The organism is Nonomuraea sp. NPDC003707 (assembly GCF_053587055.1).
Genome location: NZ_JBSFNK010000004.1, coordinates 126,788 through 140,908, shown reverse-complemented (window position 1 = coordinate 140,908; position 14,121 = coordinate 126,788). Strand labels below are relative to the sequence as shown.

The window sequence follows — 14,121 nt, the reverse complement described above, 5'->3', positions numbered from 1 at the left end:
GACGTTATTGCACCCCGCGCTGGTAGGCGCGGGGCGGGACGCCGACGAGGCTGCGGAAGTGCCGCGAAAGGTGCGACTGATCGCAGAACCCCACCGCCACCGCGGCCTCGGCCGGCGGCGTGCCCTGTCGCAGCAGCTCGCGGGCCTTCGCGACGCGCAGCTGGGTCACGTACGCGTGCGGCGGCATGCCGTACGCGCGCCGGAACGAGCGCAACAGCGCGAACGGCGTGACCCCGGCCGCGGCGGCCAGCTCGTTCAGGCCGGGCGGGTCCGGCATGGTCGCGTGCAGCAGGTCGCGGATCCGGGCCATGCTCCTCCGCCCGGCCGAGCGGGCCGGGCGCCTCGGGAGTCGCGTGCCGTACGCGCCGAGCACGAGGGTCAGCAGTGCGTGCAGCTGGGAGTCGGCGGCCAGCGACGGGCCGGACTCCGCCGCGCGATGGGCCGCCGTCACCCGCCGGGCCACCCGTACGTCGGACACCACCCTCCGGTCGAACGACGGGATCCCAGCGGGCAGGCCGAGCTCGTCCGCGACCTCCCGCACCTGTTCGACGCTCGGGTACAGCACCCGGTACGTCCACCCGTCGGCGGTCGGGGGCTCGCCGGTGTGGACGATGCCGGGCTCGATCAGCACGACGTCGTCCATGCCCGCGTACTCGACGCCGTCGGCGAAACGGATCTCCTCCAGGCCCGCCTCCAGCGTCCCGATCGCGTACGTCTCATGGCTGTGCCGGGCGAACCGGCGGCGGACGAAACGCGCCCGCATCAGATCCAGGCCGCCGAGACCGCGATAACGCCAATAGCTGGCGAACTCCGCAGATGCCATGGCGTCCTCCCCGTTAGGTCCAGAGTAGGCATTTTCTACGATCTCATCCTGTGCTACCTTTCGCATAAATCGAGAAAGGTTGAGACGTATGGCAGCCGACCCGGCGGCGACCGCCACGACGGTCGTCGAGATGGCCCGCGAGGGACGCTTCACGGAAATCGAGGACCTGTTCGCGGGGCCGCTGCGGGCGCAGGTGTCCGCCGAGGCGCTGCGGGCCGCCTGGGCCACCGAGATCGGGCCCGTCTCCGCCGTCGGGGAGCCGGCCTGCGAGCCGATCCGGGCGGGGCTGGTCAGGGTGAGCGTTCCGGTGACGTGCGAGCGCGGAGGGCTCGCGGTCGTCATGTCGGTGGACGACGCCGGCCTGCTGAACGGCCTGCGCCTCGCACCCCTGGATACCGCGGTGTGGGAGCCGCCGGCCTACGCCCGCCCGGAGCGGTTCGAGGAGCACGAGGTCACCGTCGGCTCCGGCCCACTGGCCGTGCCCGGGACGCTGAGCCTGCCGCGCGGTCCAGGCCCGTGGCCCGGTGTGGTGCTGCTCAGCGGCGGCGGGCCGTTCGACCGCGACGCCACCAGCGGGCCGAACAAGCCGCTCAAGGATCTGGCCTGGGGCCTGGCGAGCCGAGGTGTGGCGGTGCTGCGCTACGACAAGGTCACCCACGTCCACGCCGACCGGCTGGCCGGCGACTTCACGATGGCCGACGAGTACGTCCCGCACACGGTCGCCGCCGTCCACCTGCTCCGGCGGCGGCCGGAGGTGGACCCCGGGCGGGTCTTCGTCCTCGGCCACAGCATGGGCGGCAAGGCGGCCCCGCGGATCGCCGCCGCCGAGCCGTCGGTGGCCGGTCTGGTGATCATGGCCGGTGACGCCCAGCCGATGCACGAGGCGGCCGTACGCGTCGTCCGCTACCTCGCCTCGGTGAATCCCGACTGGCAGCCGGCGGTCGAGATGATCACCCGGCAGGCCGCCACGGTCGCCGGCCCGGACCTGTCGCCCGCCACGCCGGCCGAGGACCTGCCGTTCGGCTTCTCCGGCTCGTACTGGCTGGACATGCGCGGCTACGACCCCGTGGCGACCGCGGCGGCGCTGGACAAGCCGATGCTCATCCTCCAGGGCGGCCGCGACTACCAGGTGACCGTCGACGACGACCTGGCGCGGTGGCGGGCCGGGCTCGCGCACCGGCCGGACGTCACGTTCCGCGTCCACGACGCCGGCAACCACCTGTTCTTCCCCGGCGCGGGCCCCTCGACCCCGGCGGAGTACGAGCCGCCCCAGCACGTCGATCCGGCCGTGGTCGCCGACATCGCCGAGTGGCTCTCACCGGGTCAGCGGGAGATCACCTGACTTCTGTCCGGTCTCAAGGGCCGACTCGCTCTCGCTCCGCTGCGCGGGCAGCTCGGGAACGCCCTCCTCCTCCGTGAGCGCGGGCCGCTCGGACCGCACCCGTTCGGAGCCGACCGTGGCGGGCTCGGCCGGTGCGGCGTTCTGCGTCGCCCGTTCGAAGAAGCGCAGCAGCTCGACCGGTAGCGGCATGATCAGCGTGGAGTTCTTCTCCGCGGCGACCTCCACCACGGTCTGCAGCAGGCGCAACTGCAGCGCGCCCGGCGTCTGGGCCATGATGCCCGAGGCGTCGGCCAGCTTGCTCGCGGCCTGCAGCTCGCCGTCGGCGACGATCACCCTGGAGCGCCGTTCGCGCTCCGCCTCGGCCTGGCGGGCGATCGACCGCTTCATGGCCTCGGGCAGCTGCACGTCCTTGATCTCCACGCGGTCGATGTGGATGCCCCAGCCGAGCGCCGGACTGTCGATCATGAGCGCGAGGCCCCTGTTCAGCTCCTCGCGGTTGGTCAGCAGGTCGTCCAGCTCGCTCTTGCCGATGATGGACCGCAGCGAGGTCTGCGCCACCTGCTCGACGGCGAACAGGTAGTTCTGCACCTCGATCGCGGCCCGCATCGGGTCCTGCACCCGGAAGTAGGCGACGGCGTCGACCCGTACGGAGATGTTGTCCCTGGTGATGCCCTCCTGCGTGGGGATCGGCATCGTGACGATCTGGACGTTGACCTTCCGCATGCGGTCGACCCCGGGAATCAGGAACCTCAGGCCCGGGTCGCGGATCTGCTGTTGTGCCCGGCCGAAGCGGAAGACGATGCCGCGTTCGACCTGGTTGACGACTCTCACCCCGGCGACCATCACCAAGAAGAGGAAGAAGGCGATGACTCCGAGCACGATGTTGATGTCCATGGACCTATCCCTTCTCTTACGAGAGTAGGTCCAGATCTCCTCCTCCGCAGCCGCAGCTGCGCCGCGGGATCAGGGCGGCGCGAGTGGCGAGCGGGGCGGGAGCCTCGTCGAACAGCAGGGCCACGGCCTGCTCGGCCATGGCCTGGAGCGGCTGCTCGGTCACCGTGAGCGCCGGAGCGGTGTGGGCGCTCTCCGGGGTCCCGTCGAGGCTGATCACGGCCAGCCGGTCGGGGACGGCGACGCCGCGGGCCCAGGCGCCGGACAGGACCCCGATGGCCTGCTCGTCCGTGGCCGTGACCAGGGCAGGTGGCAGGGTGCCCGTGTCGGCGAGGCCGCGGGTCAGGGCGTCCGCGTCGGCCCGCGAGTAGTCGCAGCGCAAAAGCTCGGCGCCGGGGACGGCCGCGTGCCAGGCCGCCCGCCGCACGCCCACGGGCCCCTCGTCGTCGGGGCCGGCCAGGAAGGCGATGTGCCGGTGCCCGTGCCCGCGCAGGTGCGCGACCGCCTCCCGTACGGCGTCTTGGTTGTCGGCCGCCGCCACGGGCGCGCCCGGAGGCCCGTTGTGGACGTAGACGGCCGGTACGCCGGCCGCCTCGGCCACCTCGGCCACGTCGCCCACGGAGTCGGCCGAGACGATCACCAGGCCGTCGACCTGGGCGGCCAGGAAACGTTCGACGAGATGCCGCTGGCGCTGCGCCGAGTAGCCGGCGTTGCCGACCAGCGTGAGCAGATCGCGGCCCTCGAGCGCCCGCTCGACGTGCCTGGCCAGGGACCCGAAGTAGGGGTTGGACGCGTCGGCCAGCACCAGCCCGGCCACGCCCGTGGTGCGCGAGCGCAGCGCGCGGGCGATGCGGTTGGGCCGGTAGCCGAGCTCGGCCGCCGCGGCCAGGACCCGCTCGCGGGTGGCGGCCGCCACGGGACGGGGCCCGTTGTTCATCACATAGCTGACGACCGCCGTCGAGGTCCCCGCTCGGCGGGCCACGTCGGCCAGAGTGCTCGGACGTTTCCTCATGGCGGTTTACATTCTCGCATCTAATCGATTAGATATGCACTTGGCAGTTCTAAACGATTAGACAAGAGGTGACCGTGCTGCCCTTGATCGTCGACACCGACACCGGCTCGGATGACGCCGTGGCGCTGCTGCTGGCCGCCGCCAGCGGCCTGGCCGACGTACGTGCGGTGACGACGGTGGCGGGCAACGTGCCCCTGGCGACCGCCACCCGCAACGCGCTCATCTCCCTGGAGACGGCCGGCCACCCGGACGTCCCCGTCCACGAGGGCTGCGAGAGCCCCATGACCCGCGCGCTGTCCACCGCCCAGCACGTGCACGGCCAGGACGGGATGGGCGATCTGGGCCTGCCCGACCCCCTGTGGGTCGCCGAGCGGGAGCACGCCGTGGACGTCCTGCTGACCGCGCCCCGCCACCTCCCGGGCGAGCTGACGCTGGTCACCCTGGGGCCGCTCACCAACCTCGCCGCCGCCCTGCTCCGCGACCGCGACCTGCTCTCCCGGTACCGGCACGTGTACTGCATGGCCGGCGCCGCGGACCTGTGGGGCAACGTCTCGGCCACCGCCGAGTTCAACGTGTGGGCCGACCCCGAGGCCGCCCGCGTGGTGCTCCAGGCCGCCACGCCGGACCAGGTGACCTGGATCGGCTGGGACGTCTCGCGCCGGGACGCCGTGATGACCCCGGCGGACCAGCTCCGGCTGGAGCAGCTCGGCACCCCCATGGCCACCTTCGCCCACCGCGTCAACCGCACGGTCGCCGAGTGGGCCCGTGACGTCACCGGCCTGTCCGGCTACGACCTGCCCGACCCCGTCGCCATGGCCGTGGCGCTCCGGCCCGAGCTGGCCGTCGAGCGGGAGCGGGCGTACGTGGACGTCGCGCTCGGCGACGAGACCCGCGGCCAGCTCATCATCGACCGCCGCCGCTCGGCCCCCGCCCCGAACCTGACACTGGTGCGGCGGGTGGACGAGACCGCTTTCAAGCAACTGCTCTTCGACACCTGTGAGGGACCGCGATGAACCAGCGTTACGAGTTGCACTGCCACCTCGACGGATCGGTACGCCCGAGCACGATCGCCGATCTCGCGCGCCGCCAGGGCATCACCCTGGAAGCCCCCGTCGAGCAGCTGGTGACGGCGCCCGCCGGGTGCGGCAGCCTGGGCCGGTTCCTGACGTACATCGAGGTGCCCCTCCAGGTGCTGCAGACGCCCGACGCGCTGAGCAGGGCCGCCCGCGAGCTGGTGGAGGACTGGAGCGCGGACGGCGTGGTCTACGGCGAGGCGCGCTTCGCGCCGCAGCAGCACGGCCGCCAGGGCATGACCATCGACGAGGCGGTCGAGGCCGTCGCCGAGGGCCTGGCGGCGGGCGAGGCGGCGACGGGAGTGCGTACCGGGCTGCTGCTGTGCTGCCTGCGGCACCAGACGCCGGAGCAGAGCCTGGCCGTCGCCGAGACGGCGCTGCGGCACCGCGACAAGGTGGCCGGGCTCGACCTGGCCGGCGACGAGCTGCTGTACGCGGCCACGCCGCACCGGGCGGCGTTCGACCTCGCCCACGCGGCCGGCCTCCCCTGCACCGTGCACGCCGGCGAGGCGGCGGGCCCGGAGAGCATGTGGGAGGCGATCGACGTGCTCGGCGCCCGCCGGATCGGGCACGGCGTCCGCTGCACCGGCGACTCCGCGCTGCTCGAACGGCTGCGCCGCGACCGGATCTCCCTGGACATGTGCCCGGTCAGCAACGTGCTGACCGGCGCCGTCCCCGACGTGTCGGAGCACCCCGCGATCCCGCTCCTGGAGTACGGGCTGGCGGTCACGATCAGCACCGACACGCGTACCACCGCCGGGACCACGCTGGAGCGGGAGTTCGCCGGGTGGACGGCCGAGCAGGAGAAGCTCGCGCAGGCGAACGCGGCGGAGGCGGCCTTTCGGAAGTCAGCTTCGCGGTCGTAAACGACCGAGCTTGCAGTTCCTCGCCGTCGATGGCGTCGACGGTCCAGTCCGCGTCAGGCAGCGTGACTCACTGCCCAGCCCGCCGCACCGCGTGAAGCGATGTTGCGGGCCGCGTTGACGTCGGCGTGCTCAGCGAAGCCGCACGACGTACAGATGAAGGTTTCCTGGTCGGGCCGGTTGTTCTTGTCCACGTGGCCACAGTGCGAGCATTGCTGGGAGGTGTAGCACGGGTCCACGTGGATCACGGCCACCCCCAGACGGGCAGCCTTGTAACCGATGAAGACCCCCAACTGGTGGAAGCTCCACGAATGCAGCGCGACCCGCTGGGGCCTGCGAAGCCGTACCCGGTCACGGATGCCCTGAAGGTCTTCCAGAGCGATCCCTTGTCCGGTGCGTTCTGCCTCGGTCACGATCTGCTTGGCGATGCTGTGGTTAACGTTCGCGGCGAAGCGGGCCTCCTTGCGGCGGCGCCGTTTCAGCAGCCGTTTCGCGCTCTTGGTGTTCTTGGCCTGCAGACGGCGGCGCAGCTCACGGTGCCGGTGACGGACCGCGTTCAGAAGCTTGCCGCTGCGCCGCTCACCGTCGCTGGTGGTGGCGATGTTGGCGATACCCAGATCCACCCCGAGAAACCCGTCCGGCACGGTGATCGGGACCCCCGGCACCTCGATGGTCGCGTGCAGGAACCACATACCCTCCCGCCACACCAGGTCCGACTCACCCTTGCGATACGTGGCCAGCAGCGCTAACTGCTGGACCGAGCCAGTGAAGGCGATGCCGCGCAACCGCCCTGCCACCGTCCAGATCGACACCGTCCGGCCCCCGTGCTGCCAAGACAGGCACCGATCGTCATACGGCTGCGCCGCCCCCGGCCGAAAGCCGATCGGCCGGTTTTCGACCTGGACCCGCCTCCGAGATCCCGGCTTGCCCAAGTTCCCGGCCGCCACGTTGGCGTGCAGCGTGCGGTAGGCATCGGCGACTTTCTTGATCACATGTTGCGCGGCCTGCGCGGCCAGTCCGAACTCCGCCTTGACCTGCTCGTAGGCGTGCTTGCGCAAGTCGAAATTGCGGAAGCATCGCTGGTCGAACGCGATCCTGGCAACCAGAGTGGCGGCCCGGTTCGCGGCACGAAGAGTGGCTTCCAATGCCGTCGCCTGCTCGGGCGTCGGCAGGAGCTTCACCTGCACCACCAGCCTCACAATCGAACACATTACCGTGAAGTCCACGCCGCCACAGTGGGAACCGAATCCCGATATCCGCCGTGGACGCAGCGTTGTCCACAGCCCCCACGCCCACTTGGTCTTCACACCAAAGAACCGGGGATTCCTCGCTAGTAGAGCTGAAAGGTTCACCGGGTCTTGACAGTCTCTGTTGCGAACCTCAACACTCTATGCCGCTCCAAAATATGTGACATAACGCACAGTGTTAGCGCTAACACAAAGAGCGGCTCCCGGAGGTTTCCGAATGAGACGATTGCGGGCGGCGACGGTCGCCCTTCTGATGCTTGTCACCGCGTTCCTCACGACCACCCCGGCGGCCACGGCGGCGGCAAAGGCCGTCTTCATCCCCGCGCGGTGGCAGAGCACGGGCGAGGTGCCGTGGGCCGGCGACCGTACGAAGGAGTCCGCCAACTTCATCTTGTTATGGGGCGACCGGTCGGGCACGAACCCCAAGACCGCGCCCTCCCCGTACAACTTCGACCCCGACAACATGCTCAGCCAGCTTGAGACCCTCTACTCCTTCTACGTGAACACCATGAAGTTCACGCCGGAGACCGGGCTGCTGGCCCAGTACAAGATCATCGTCATCGTCACCAGGACGTGGTCGAACGCGCCGCTCGACGCGTGGGCGACGGGCGGCTCGACCGACGGCAAGGTCGGCGTCATCAACATCGCCCCCGCCGCCGCGCTCCCCGGCTCCTGGGGGCTGGCGCACGAGCTGGGGCACGTGTTCCAGAACTACACGTTCCTCGGCAGGTCCGGCTACGGGTTCACGGACCCGAGCGCGGGCACGTTCTGGGAGACCAGCGCCGAGTTCATGGCCATGCAGGTCTACCCGAAGACGGCGGCGGGCGACCTGACGAGGTTCATCCGCACCGAGAACCTCGCCTACAGCAGCAGCCGGCACCACTACGGCAACTGGATGCTGCTGCAGTACATCAAGGACCGCGACGGCCTGGCCATGTTCAACCGCCTGTGGAACGAGGCCAGGAGCAACGAGCACCCGCTGGAGACCTACCGCCGCATCGCCGGCATCGACCAGGCGGAGCTCAACCGGCGGCTGGGTGAGTACGCCCAGCGCAACGTGACGTGGGACTACTCCAACCGCGCCGACTTCATGCCGTTCATCAACAGCCTGTATCCCTTCGTCACGGCCTACAACGGCGTGGAGGCGCAGGCGGTCAACGCGGCGGCCGGGCACTTCCGCGTCTCCGACGCCATCGCCCCCTCCGACTACGGCTACAACAAGATCCGCCTCGTCCCGAGCAGCGACGGCGCGCTCATCCGGATGCGGTTCAGGGGCCACGTCAACTCCGCGGCCGGATCGGGCTGGTCGTACGGGTTCGTCGCGGTGAAGAATGGCACGCCCCGCTACAGCCCGATCTACAACTCCTCGAACGGCGAGGTGACCTTCCAGACCCAGGCGGGCGAAAAGGACGTCTACCTCGTGGTCGTCGGCGCCCCGAGCGCCGTGCACAAGTACGCCTTCCTCGACGGATACCCGAAGAACTACCGCTACCCGTACCAGTTCCGCCTGCAGGGCGCCACGCCGTGGGGCTTCGAGCCCGGTCACGTGAAGCCGGCCGCGCCGGGCGGCGGCCACTGGCACTCCAACGGCGGCGGCTGGGTGGACAACCGCGCCAACGTGGCCGCCACCGCCTACGTCGGCCCCCGGGCCGCCGTGTACGGCAACAGCACGGTCAGCGGCAACGCCCGCATCGAGGACCTGTCCTGGGTCAACAGCGGCGCGACCGTCGGCGGCAACGCCGTGGTGAAGAACAGCGCGCTGGTCCAGGGCGGCGCCAACCTCGGCGGCAGCGTGGTCGTCGGCGGCGACGCCGAGCCCGCGGCGGCCTGCTCCTCGGGCACGTACCTGATGTTCAACCCCGACCGGCGCTGCGACGGCGGCGGTGGCGAGGCGGACGTCAACCCGTCCCACCCGATCTTCAGCGACGACGACCTCGCCTTCGGCGGCGGGGGCGGCAACCCCACGCCCGTCAACCTGGCCTTGAGCGCGACCCCCTCGGCCTCGTACACCTCGCCCTGGGAGAGCGTCGCGGCCGTCAACGACGGCCTCGTGCCCAGCCCGCGCTGGGGCACCTGGCCGGAGACCGGCACCCAGTGGGCCGAGCTGACCTGGTCCTCGACTCAGACGATCAAGTCGGCCGAGGTCTACTTCTTCGACGACGGCGGCGGCGTGCGCGTGCCCGCCTCGTGGAAGCTGCAGTACTGGAACGGCAGCGCGTACGCGGACGTGCCCGGGGCGAGCGCGTACGGGATCACGGCCGGGGCCTACAACCCGGTCACGTTCACCGCTGTCAGCACCACCAGGCTGCGGGTCGTGCTGCAGAGCGGCCAGGGCTCGGTCGGGCTCCTGGAGGTCCGCGCCTTCGGCTGAGGCGACCCTGGATAATCGGCGCATGGCAGACCCCGTCGAGATAGCCGACCACGACCCGGCCTGGCACGAGGAGTTCGCCAGGATCGGTGAGGCCCTGCGCCGGCGGCTCGGCGACGTGGCACCGCGGATCGATCACATCGGATCGACCGCGGTGCCCGGCCTGGCGGCCAAGCCGGTGATCGACGTCCAGGTGTCGGTGCGGTCGTTCGAGCCGCCGGAGGCGTTCAGATCGCCGCTGGAGAGCCTCGGCCTGGTGTACCGGGCGGACAATCCCGACCTGACCAAGCGCTACTTCCGCGAGGCGCCGGGCGAGCGCCGCACGCATGTGCACGTACGCGTGCTGGGCAGCTTCTCCCAGCAGCTCTCCCTGCTCTTCCGCGACTACCTGCGCGCCCACCCCGGGACAGCGGCCGAGTACGCGGCGGTCAAGCGGCGTCTCGCGGCCGAGTTCCGGCACGAGCGGCACCGATACGTCGAGGCGAAGCGGCCGTTCATCTGGGACAAGCTCCGCCAGGCCGACGGCTGGTCTCAGGTCACCGGCTGGACGCCGGGCCCGAGCGACGCGTGACTCAAGGGCTGGTCTCGGTCTCGCGTACGTCGTCGTACTCGACGGCGTAGTCCTGCTTCGACCGGTCCTTCAAAGCGAACGCCGCAACCACGCTGATCAGTGCACATATCGCCATATAGACGGCTATGGCGAACGAGCTCTGGTACGTCGCGTACAGCCAGACCGCGATCAGCGGCGCGGGCCCGCCCGCCGTCACCGAGGCCAGCTGGTAGCCGAGCGAGGCCCCGCTGTAGCGCAGCCGCCCGGTGAAGCTCTCGGCGATGAACGTGGCCTGCGGGCCGTACTGGATGTCGTGAATGGGCGCCGCCAGCACGATGGCCAGCAGGACCAGCGAGGGGACGCGGGTGTCCAGCAGCGGCCAGTAGACGAACGACCAGACCACCATGGCCGCGGAGCCGATGATGTAGAGCTTGCGGCGCCCCACGATGTCCGAGACGTATCCCCAGAAGGGCACGGTGAACAGCGACACGATCCCGGCGGCGATGACGTACGGGTAGATGTCGCTGGCCTTGAACCCCAGGGTCTTGGTGGCGTACGTGAGGATGAAGACGGTGAAGATGTAGAACGGCGCCTGCTGCCCGGTCCGGAGCAGCGCGCTCAGCACGATCTCCCGCCAGTTCCTGACGATGACCTCGCGTACGGGGACGCGTTCGACCCGGTTCTCCTGGAGGACCTTGGTGAAGACCGGCGTCTCCAGGATGCCGAGCCTGATGTAGAGGCCGACGCCGGCCATCACGATGCTGAGCAGGAACGGGATGCGCCAGCCCCAGTCGGGGTCGAGCGGCTGGAACACCTCGAGGGCCAGGTAGCCGAGCACGAGCCCGACGGGCACCCCGAACTGCGGCCAGCTCCCCAGGAATCCCCGCCGCCCGCCGCGCGACTTCCCCCACTCGGTGGCCAGCAGCACGGACCCGCCCCACTCACCGCCGACGCTGATGCCCTGCAGCAGCCGTAGCACGGTCAGCAGGATGCCGCCCCAGATGCCGATCTGCTCGTACGTCGGCACCAGCCCGACCAGGGCGGTGGCGATGCCCATGCTCACGAGCGTGATGATGAGCGTGGCCTTGCGGCCGATCCGGTCGCCGTAGTGCCCGAAGATCGCCGCCCCGATCGGGCGGGCGGCGAATCCTCCGAAGTAGGTGCCGAGAGACAGGAGCAGACCCGTGGTCGGGTCGCTCTTGGGGAAGAACAGCTCCGCGAAGATCGTGCTGGCGGCGAAGCCGTAGAGGAAGAAGTCGTACCATTCGATCGAGGTCCCCACGGCGGAGGCGATCACCGCCCGGACCAGTTGCCTTCTCGTCTGCTGCTGACCTGTCGCGTCGAGTCGCTGTTCCTCGGCCATCTACCGCTCCTCGGTAGGTCTTACCTTTCCCGCGACGTTACATGACGCAACATTGGCGGTCACGAGGGTGCTTTCAGAAGTACTTGGGGGCCAGGTCCGTGGTGGGCCACGTCTTCACGGTGCCGATCGCCTCGCCGAGGATGGGGTCGATCGCGTCGAAGTCGGGCGTGCCCTCTTCCTCCCTGCGGTTGAAGATCGCGCAGTAGCTGACGCCGTTCTGCACCCGCGCCAGGAAGCTGTACGTGCCGGGCATGCTGCCGGTGTGCCAGGTGTTCAGCCCGCCGGCGTTGTTGTTGCGCGCGTACCAGCCGAGGCCGTACCAGGAGCCGCCGGCGGTCACGCCGGTCTCGGGCTTGGCGAAAATCCGGGAGATCGACGTGGAGTTGAGCACGGGCCCGGCGGCGTCGAAGACGAAGCCCCACTTGACCAGGTCGACGGCCGAGGCGAGCCAGCCGCCGTTCGCGTCCTGGTTGGGCATGTTGAACCCGCCGTAGGGGTACGGCACGACGGCGCCCGACTGGTCCACGACGCTCTTGTTGGTGTACTTCGAGGCGTAGGTCACCTCGGTGGAGAAGGCCTCGGAGCGGAGGCTGCGACCGAGCCGCGGCCGGGTGATCCCGGCGGGGGCGAGGAGCTTCTGCCGCACGTACGACTCGTAGCTCATGCCGGAGACCTTCTCGATGATCCGCCCGGCCAGCATGTAGCCGTAGTTGCTGTAGACGAACTTCGTGCCCGGGTCGAAGTCGAGCTTCCTCGCGGTGACGTACTTCATGATGTCGGCGTGGTCGATCGGCAGCGGCGCGTCCAGCGACGCGGAGATCGTGGGGTCGTTCCACAGCGGGTCCTTCGACACGTTCCTGTCCCAGCCGCCGAGGTGCTGGAGCAGGCGCCACAGGGTGACGTTCGCCAGCCGGGGGTCCGCCGTGGTGGACAGCCCCAGCACGGTGGCCACCTTGGCGCCCAGGGTCAGCTTGCCGTCCTGGACCAGCCGGACGATCGCGGCCGCCGTGAGGCTCTTGCTGAGGCTCGCGACCCGGAACAGGGACGTCGGCTGAACCCGCACGATGGGGGCGCCCGTCTTGGAGTAGAACCCGTAGCCGCGCGCGAGCAGGATCTTGCCGTTCTTGGCGACCGCGAGCTGGGCGCAGGAGATGTCCCGTTCCGTGATGAACGTCTTCATCGCCTTGTCGAACCCGGCCATCGCGCTCGGCACGACACCGGTGGTCAGCGGCTCGGCCACGGCGGCCGACGCGGGACGCGCCCCAAGCGCGATCGCCGGCACGGCACCCGCGCCCGCCTGGAGGAGCCGTCGGCGGCTGAGTGTGGTCACATTTCCCCCTATTGTCACAAAAACCTCAAGAGTAGCCTTCGGCGGGCCAGGTGGTCAGCGGCGGGCCAAGGTGGTCGGCACCGCGCTCAGACGGCCGCTGCAGCGTGGTCGGCGACGCTCAGACGGCTGCTGCAACGTGATCGGCAGCACCCAGGCAGCCGCTGCAGCATGGTCGGCAGCACCCAGACAGCCGCCGAACCGTGGCGTGCTCAGGCGGCCTCTGCCGCGCGGAAGGTCTTGAGCGCCTCGGGGCCGAAGTAGGAGCCGTAGCTGGTGGTGCTGTTGCGCAGCGCGTGGGTGGAGATCTGGTAGCCAGTTCCAGTGATCTTGTTGAAGCTCTGGAACCACGGGCCGCCGCTGGACCCCCCGCCCATGTCGCACAGGAACGCGTACTTCATCCCGTACGCCGGGGTCACTGAGGCGCCGCTGCAGTACTGCAGCGTCTGTCCACCGTTGCCGTTGCTCGGATAGCCGAGCAGCAGGTTGGACGAGCCGACGGCGCTGGAGTTGAACCTGATGCCCTGGCCGCCCACGGTCTGCACGACCGTCTTGCTCTTCACCGGCTTGACGACCAGCATGCCGAAGTCGAACGGCGGCTGGTGAGCGCCGTCCTTGTAGTAGCCGGACCAGATGAACATCGTCCGCGCCACAAACTTGCCGTAGGGCGCCGCGCCGTTCTTGTACGCCGGGACGAAGACCAGGTTGGTGCTCCACCGGCCCTCGCCGTCGATCATCGCGTGCCCGACGGTGACGACGACGTCCCCGTCCGCGCTGGTCACGACGTTGCCGGAGGCCACGAAGTCCCTGCCGTTGCCGCCGGTGCCGAACACCTTGCCCGCCGTCTTGGCGATGAGGCCGCCGGACTTCCACGTCCGCTGCTTGGCCGCCGAGGTGACGTACGGGGTGACCCACCGCTTCGTACCGGCCGACGGGGTGGGCGCGATGTCCACCTGCTCCTGCGCCGCGAACGGCGTCGCGCTCCTGGTCGCGCCACTCCCCGCGTCATCGGGGGCGGCAAGCGGCTGGGCGGCCCGCATCCGCTCCGGGGTCCAGTAGTCGTTCCCGGCCGCGAACGTCGTCGGGACCTGACGCGCGAGCGGCGCATCCGCCGCCTTGTCGTCCGGGGGCTCGGCGACGGCGGCGTGGGTACCCAGCCCGAGCATCAAGGTGGTCAAGCCGACGATGGGCAAGGTACGCATGGGGCCTCCGTGACAAGCGTGACGGAGAAGATTTACCACACCTGTCACAAAAATGGACAA

At 70.0% G+C, this 14,121-nt stretch carries 12 protein-coding genes; 5 read left to right on the top strand and 7 right to left on the bottom strand.

What is annotated here, in order from left to right:
- Window positions 1–4: 4 nt before the first annotated feature.
- On the bottom strand, window positions 5–823 hold the full coding sequence (locus ACWDRB_RS11440; RefSeq protein WP_350726141.1) for an AraC family transcriptional regulator: 819 nt from the start codon (window positions 821–823) through the stop codon (window positions 5–7).
- Between the two features lie 88 nt (window positions 824–911).
- Between ACWDRB_RS11440 and ACWDRB_RS11435 the strand changes: the two genes are divergently transcribed.
- Window positions 912–2,165 (top strand): serine aminopeptidase domain-containing protein, encoded by a 1,254-nt coding sequence (locus ACWDRB_RS11435; RefSeq protein WP_449892969.1) that lies wholly within the window; start codon window positions 912–914, stop codon window positions 2,163–2,165.
- On the opposite strand, the gene ACWDRB_RS11430 is transcribed toward ACWDRB_RS11435, so the two are convergent.
- Together ACWDRB_RS11430 and ACWDRB_RS11425 are read right to left on the bottom strand one after the other, a co-directional pair.
- The gene (locus ACWDRB_RS11430; RefSeq protein ID WP_449892967.1) at window positions 2,139–3,059 is read right to left on the bottom strand and encodes a slipin family protein; all 921 of its coding nucleotides are present in this window, start codon (window positions 3,057–3,059) and stop codon (window positions 2,139–2,141) included. The genes ACWDRB_RS11435 and ACWDRB_RS11430 overlap by 27 nt on opposite strands.
- Window positions 3,060–3,075: 16 nt before the next feature.
- Window positions 3,076–4,068 carry a LacI family DNA-binding transcriptional regulator gene (locus ACWDRB_RS11425; RefSeq protein ID WP_449892965.1) on the bottom strand — a complete coding sequence of 331 codons (993 nt, stop codon included), beginning with the start codon at window positions 4,066–4,068 and terminating at the stop codon, window positions 3,076–3,078.
- 74 nt (window positions 4,069–4,142) lie between these two features.
- Here ACWDRB_RS11425 and ACWDRB_RS11420 point away from each other — a divergent pair, with 74 nt between their 5' ends.
- Both ACWDRB_RS11420 and add read left to right on the top strand, forming a co-directional pair.
- Window positions 4,143–5,081 carry a nucleoside hydrolase gene (locus tag ACWDRB_RS11420; RefSeq protein WP_449892964.1) on the top strand — a complete coding sequence of 313 codons (939 nt, stop codon included), beginning with the start codon at window positions 4,143–4,145 and terminating at the stop codon, window positions 5,079–5,081.
- The gene (gene add, locus ACWDRB_RS11415; protein WP_449892963.1) at window positions 5,078–6,007 is read left to right on the top strand and encodes an adenosine deaminase; all 930 of its coding nucleotides are present in this window, start codon (window positions 5,078–5,080) and stop codon (window positions 6,005–6,007) included. Before ACWDRB_RS11420 ends, add begins: the two co-directional genes overlap by 4 nt.
- 53 nt (window positions 6,008–6,060) lie before the next feature.
- Here add and ACWDRB_RS11410 read toward each other — a convergent pair whose 3' ends face one another.
- On the bottom strand, window positions 6,061–7,215 hold the full coding sequence (locus tag ACWDRB_RS11410) for an RNA-guided endonuclease InsQ/TnpB family protein (RefSeq protein WP_449893718.1): 1,155 nt from the start codon (window positions 7,213–7,215) through the stop codon (window positions 6,061–6,063).
- Window positions 7,216–7,468: 253 nt separating this feature from the next.
- Here ACWDRB_RS11410 and ACWDRB_RS11405 point away from each other — a divergent pair, with 253 nt between their 5' ends.
- A complete protein-coding gene (locus ACWDRB_RS11405; RefSeq protein WP_449892962.1) occupies window positions 7,469–9,622 on the top strand; it encodes a DUF6055 domain-containing protein in 2,154 nt (717 codons plus the stop codon).
- A 22-nt stretch (window positions 9,623–9,644) separates the two neighbouring features.
- Window positions 9,645–10,190 (top strand): GrpB family protein, encoded by a 546-nt coding sequence (locus tag ACWDRB_RS11400; RefSeq protein WP_449892961.1) that lies wholly within the window; start codon window positions 9,645–9,647, stop codon window positions 10,188–10,190.
- A gap of 1 nt (window position 10,191) precedes the next feature.
- On the opposite strand, the gene ACWDRB_RS11395 is transcribed toward ACWDRB_RS11400, so the two are convergent.
- The 3 genes from ACWDRB_RS11395 to ACWDRB_RS11385 form a co-directional block, all read right to left on the bottom strand.
- On the bottom strand, window positions 10,192–11,532 hold the full coding sequence (locus ACWDRB_RS11395; RefSeq protein ID WP_449892960.1) for an MFS transporter: 1,341 nt from the start codon (window positions 11,530–11,532) through the stop codon (window positions 10,192–10,194).
- A 73-nt stretch (window positions 11,533–11,605) separates the two neighbouring features.
- A complete protein-coding gene (locus ACWDRB_RS11390) occupies window positions 11,606–12,862 on the bottom strand; it encodes a serine hydrolase domain-containing protein (RefSeq protein ID WP_449892958.1) in 1,257 nt (418 codons plus the stop codon).
- Between the two features lie 209 nt (window positions 12,863–13,071).
- Window positions 13,072–14,061, bottom strand: a complete 990-nt coding sequence (locus tag ACWDRB_RS11385; protein WP_449892957.1) for a trypsin-like serine peptidase — start codon at window positions 14,059–14,061, stop codon at window positions 13,072–13,074.
- Window positions 14,062–14,121 lie beyond the last annotated feature (60 nt).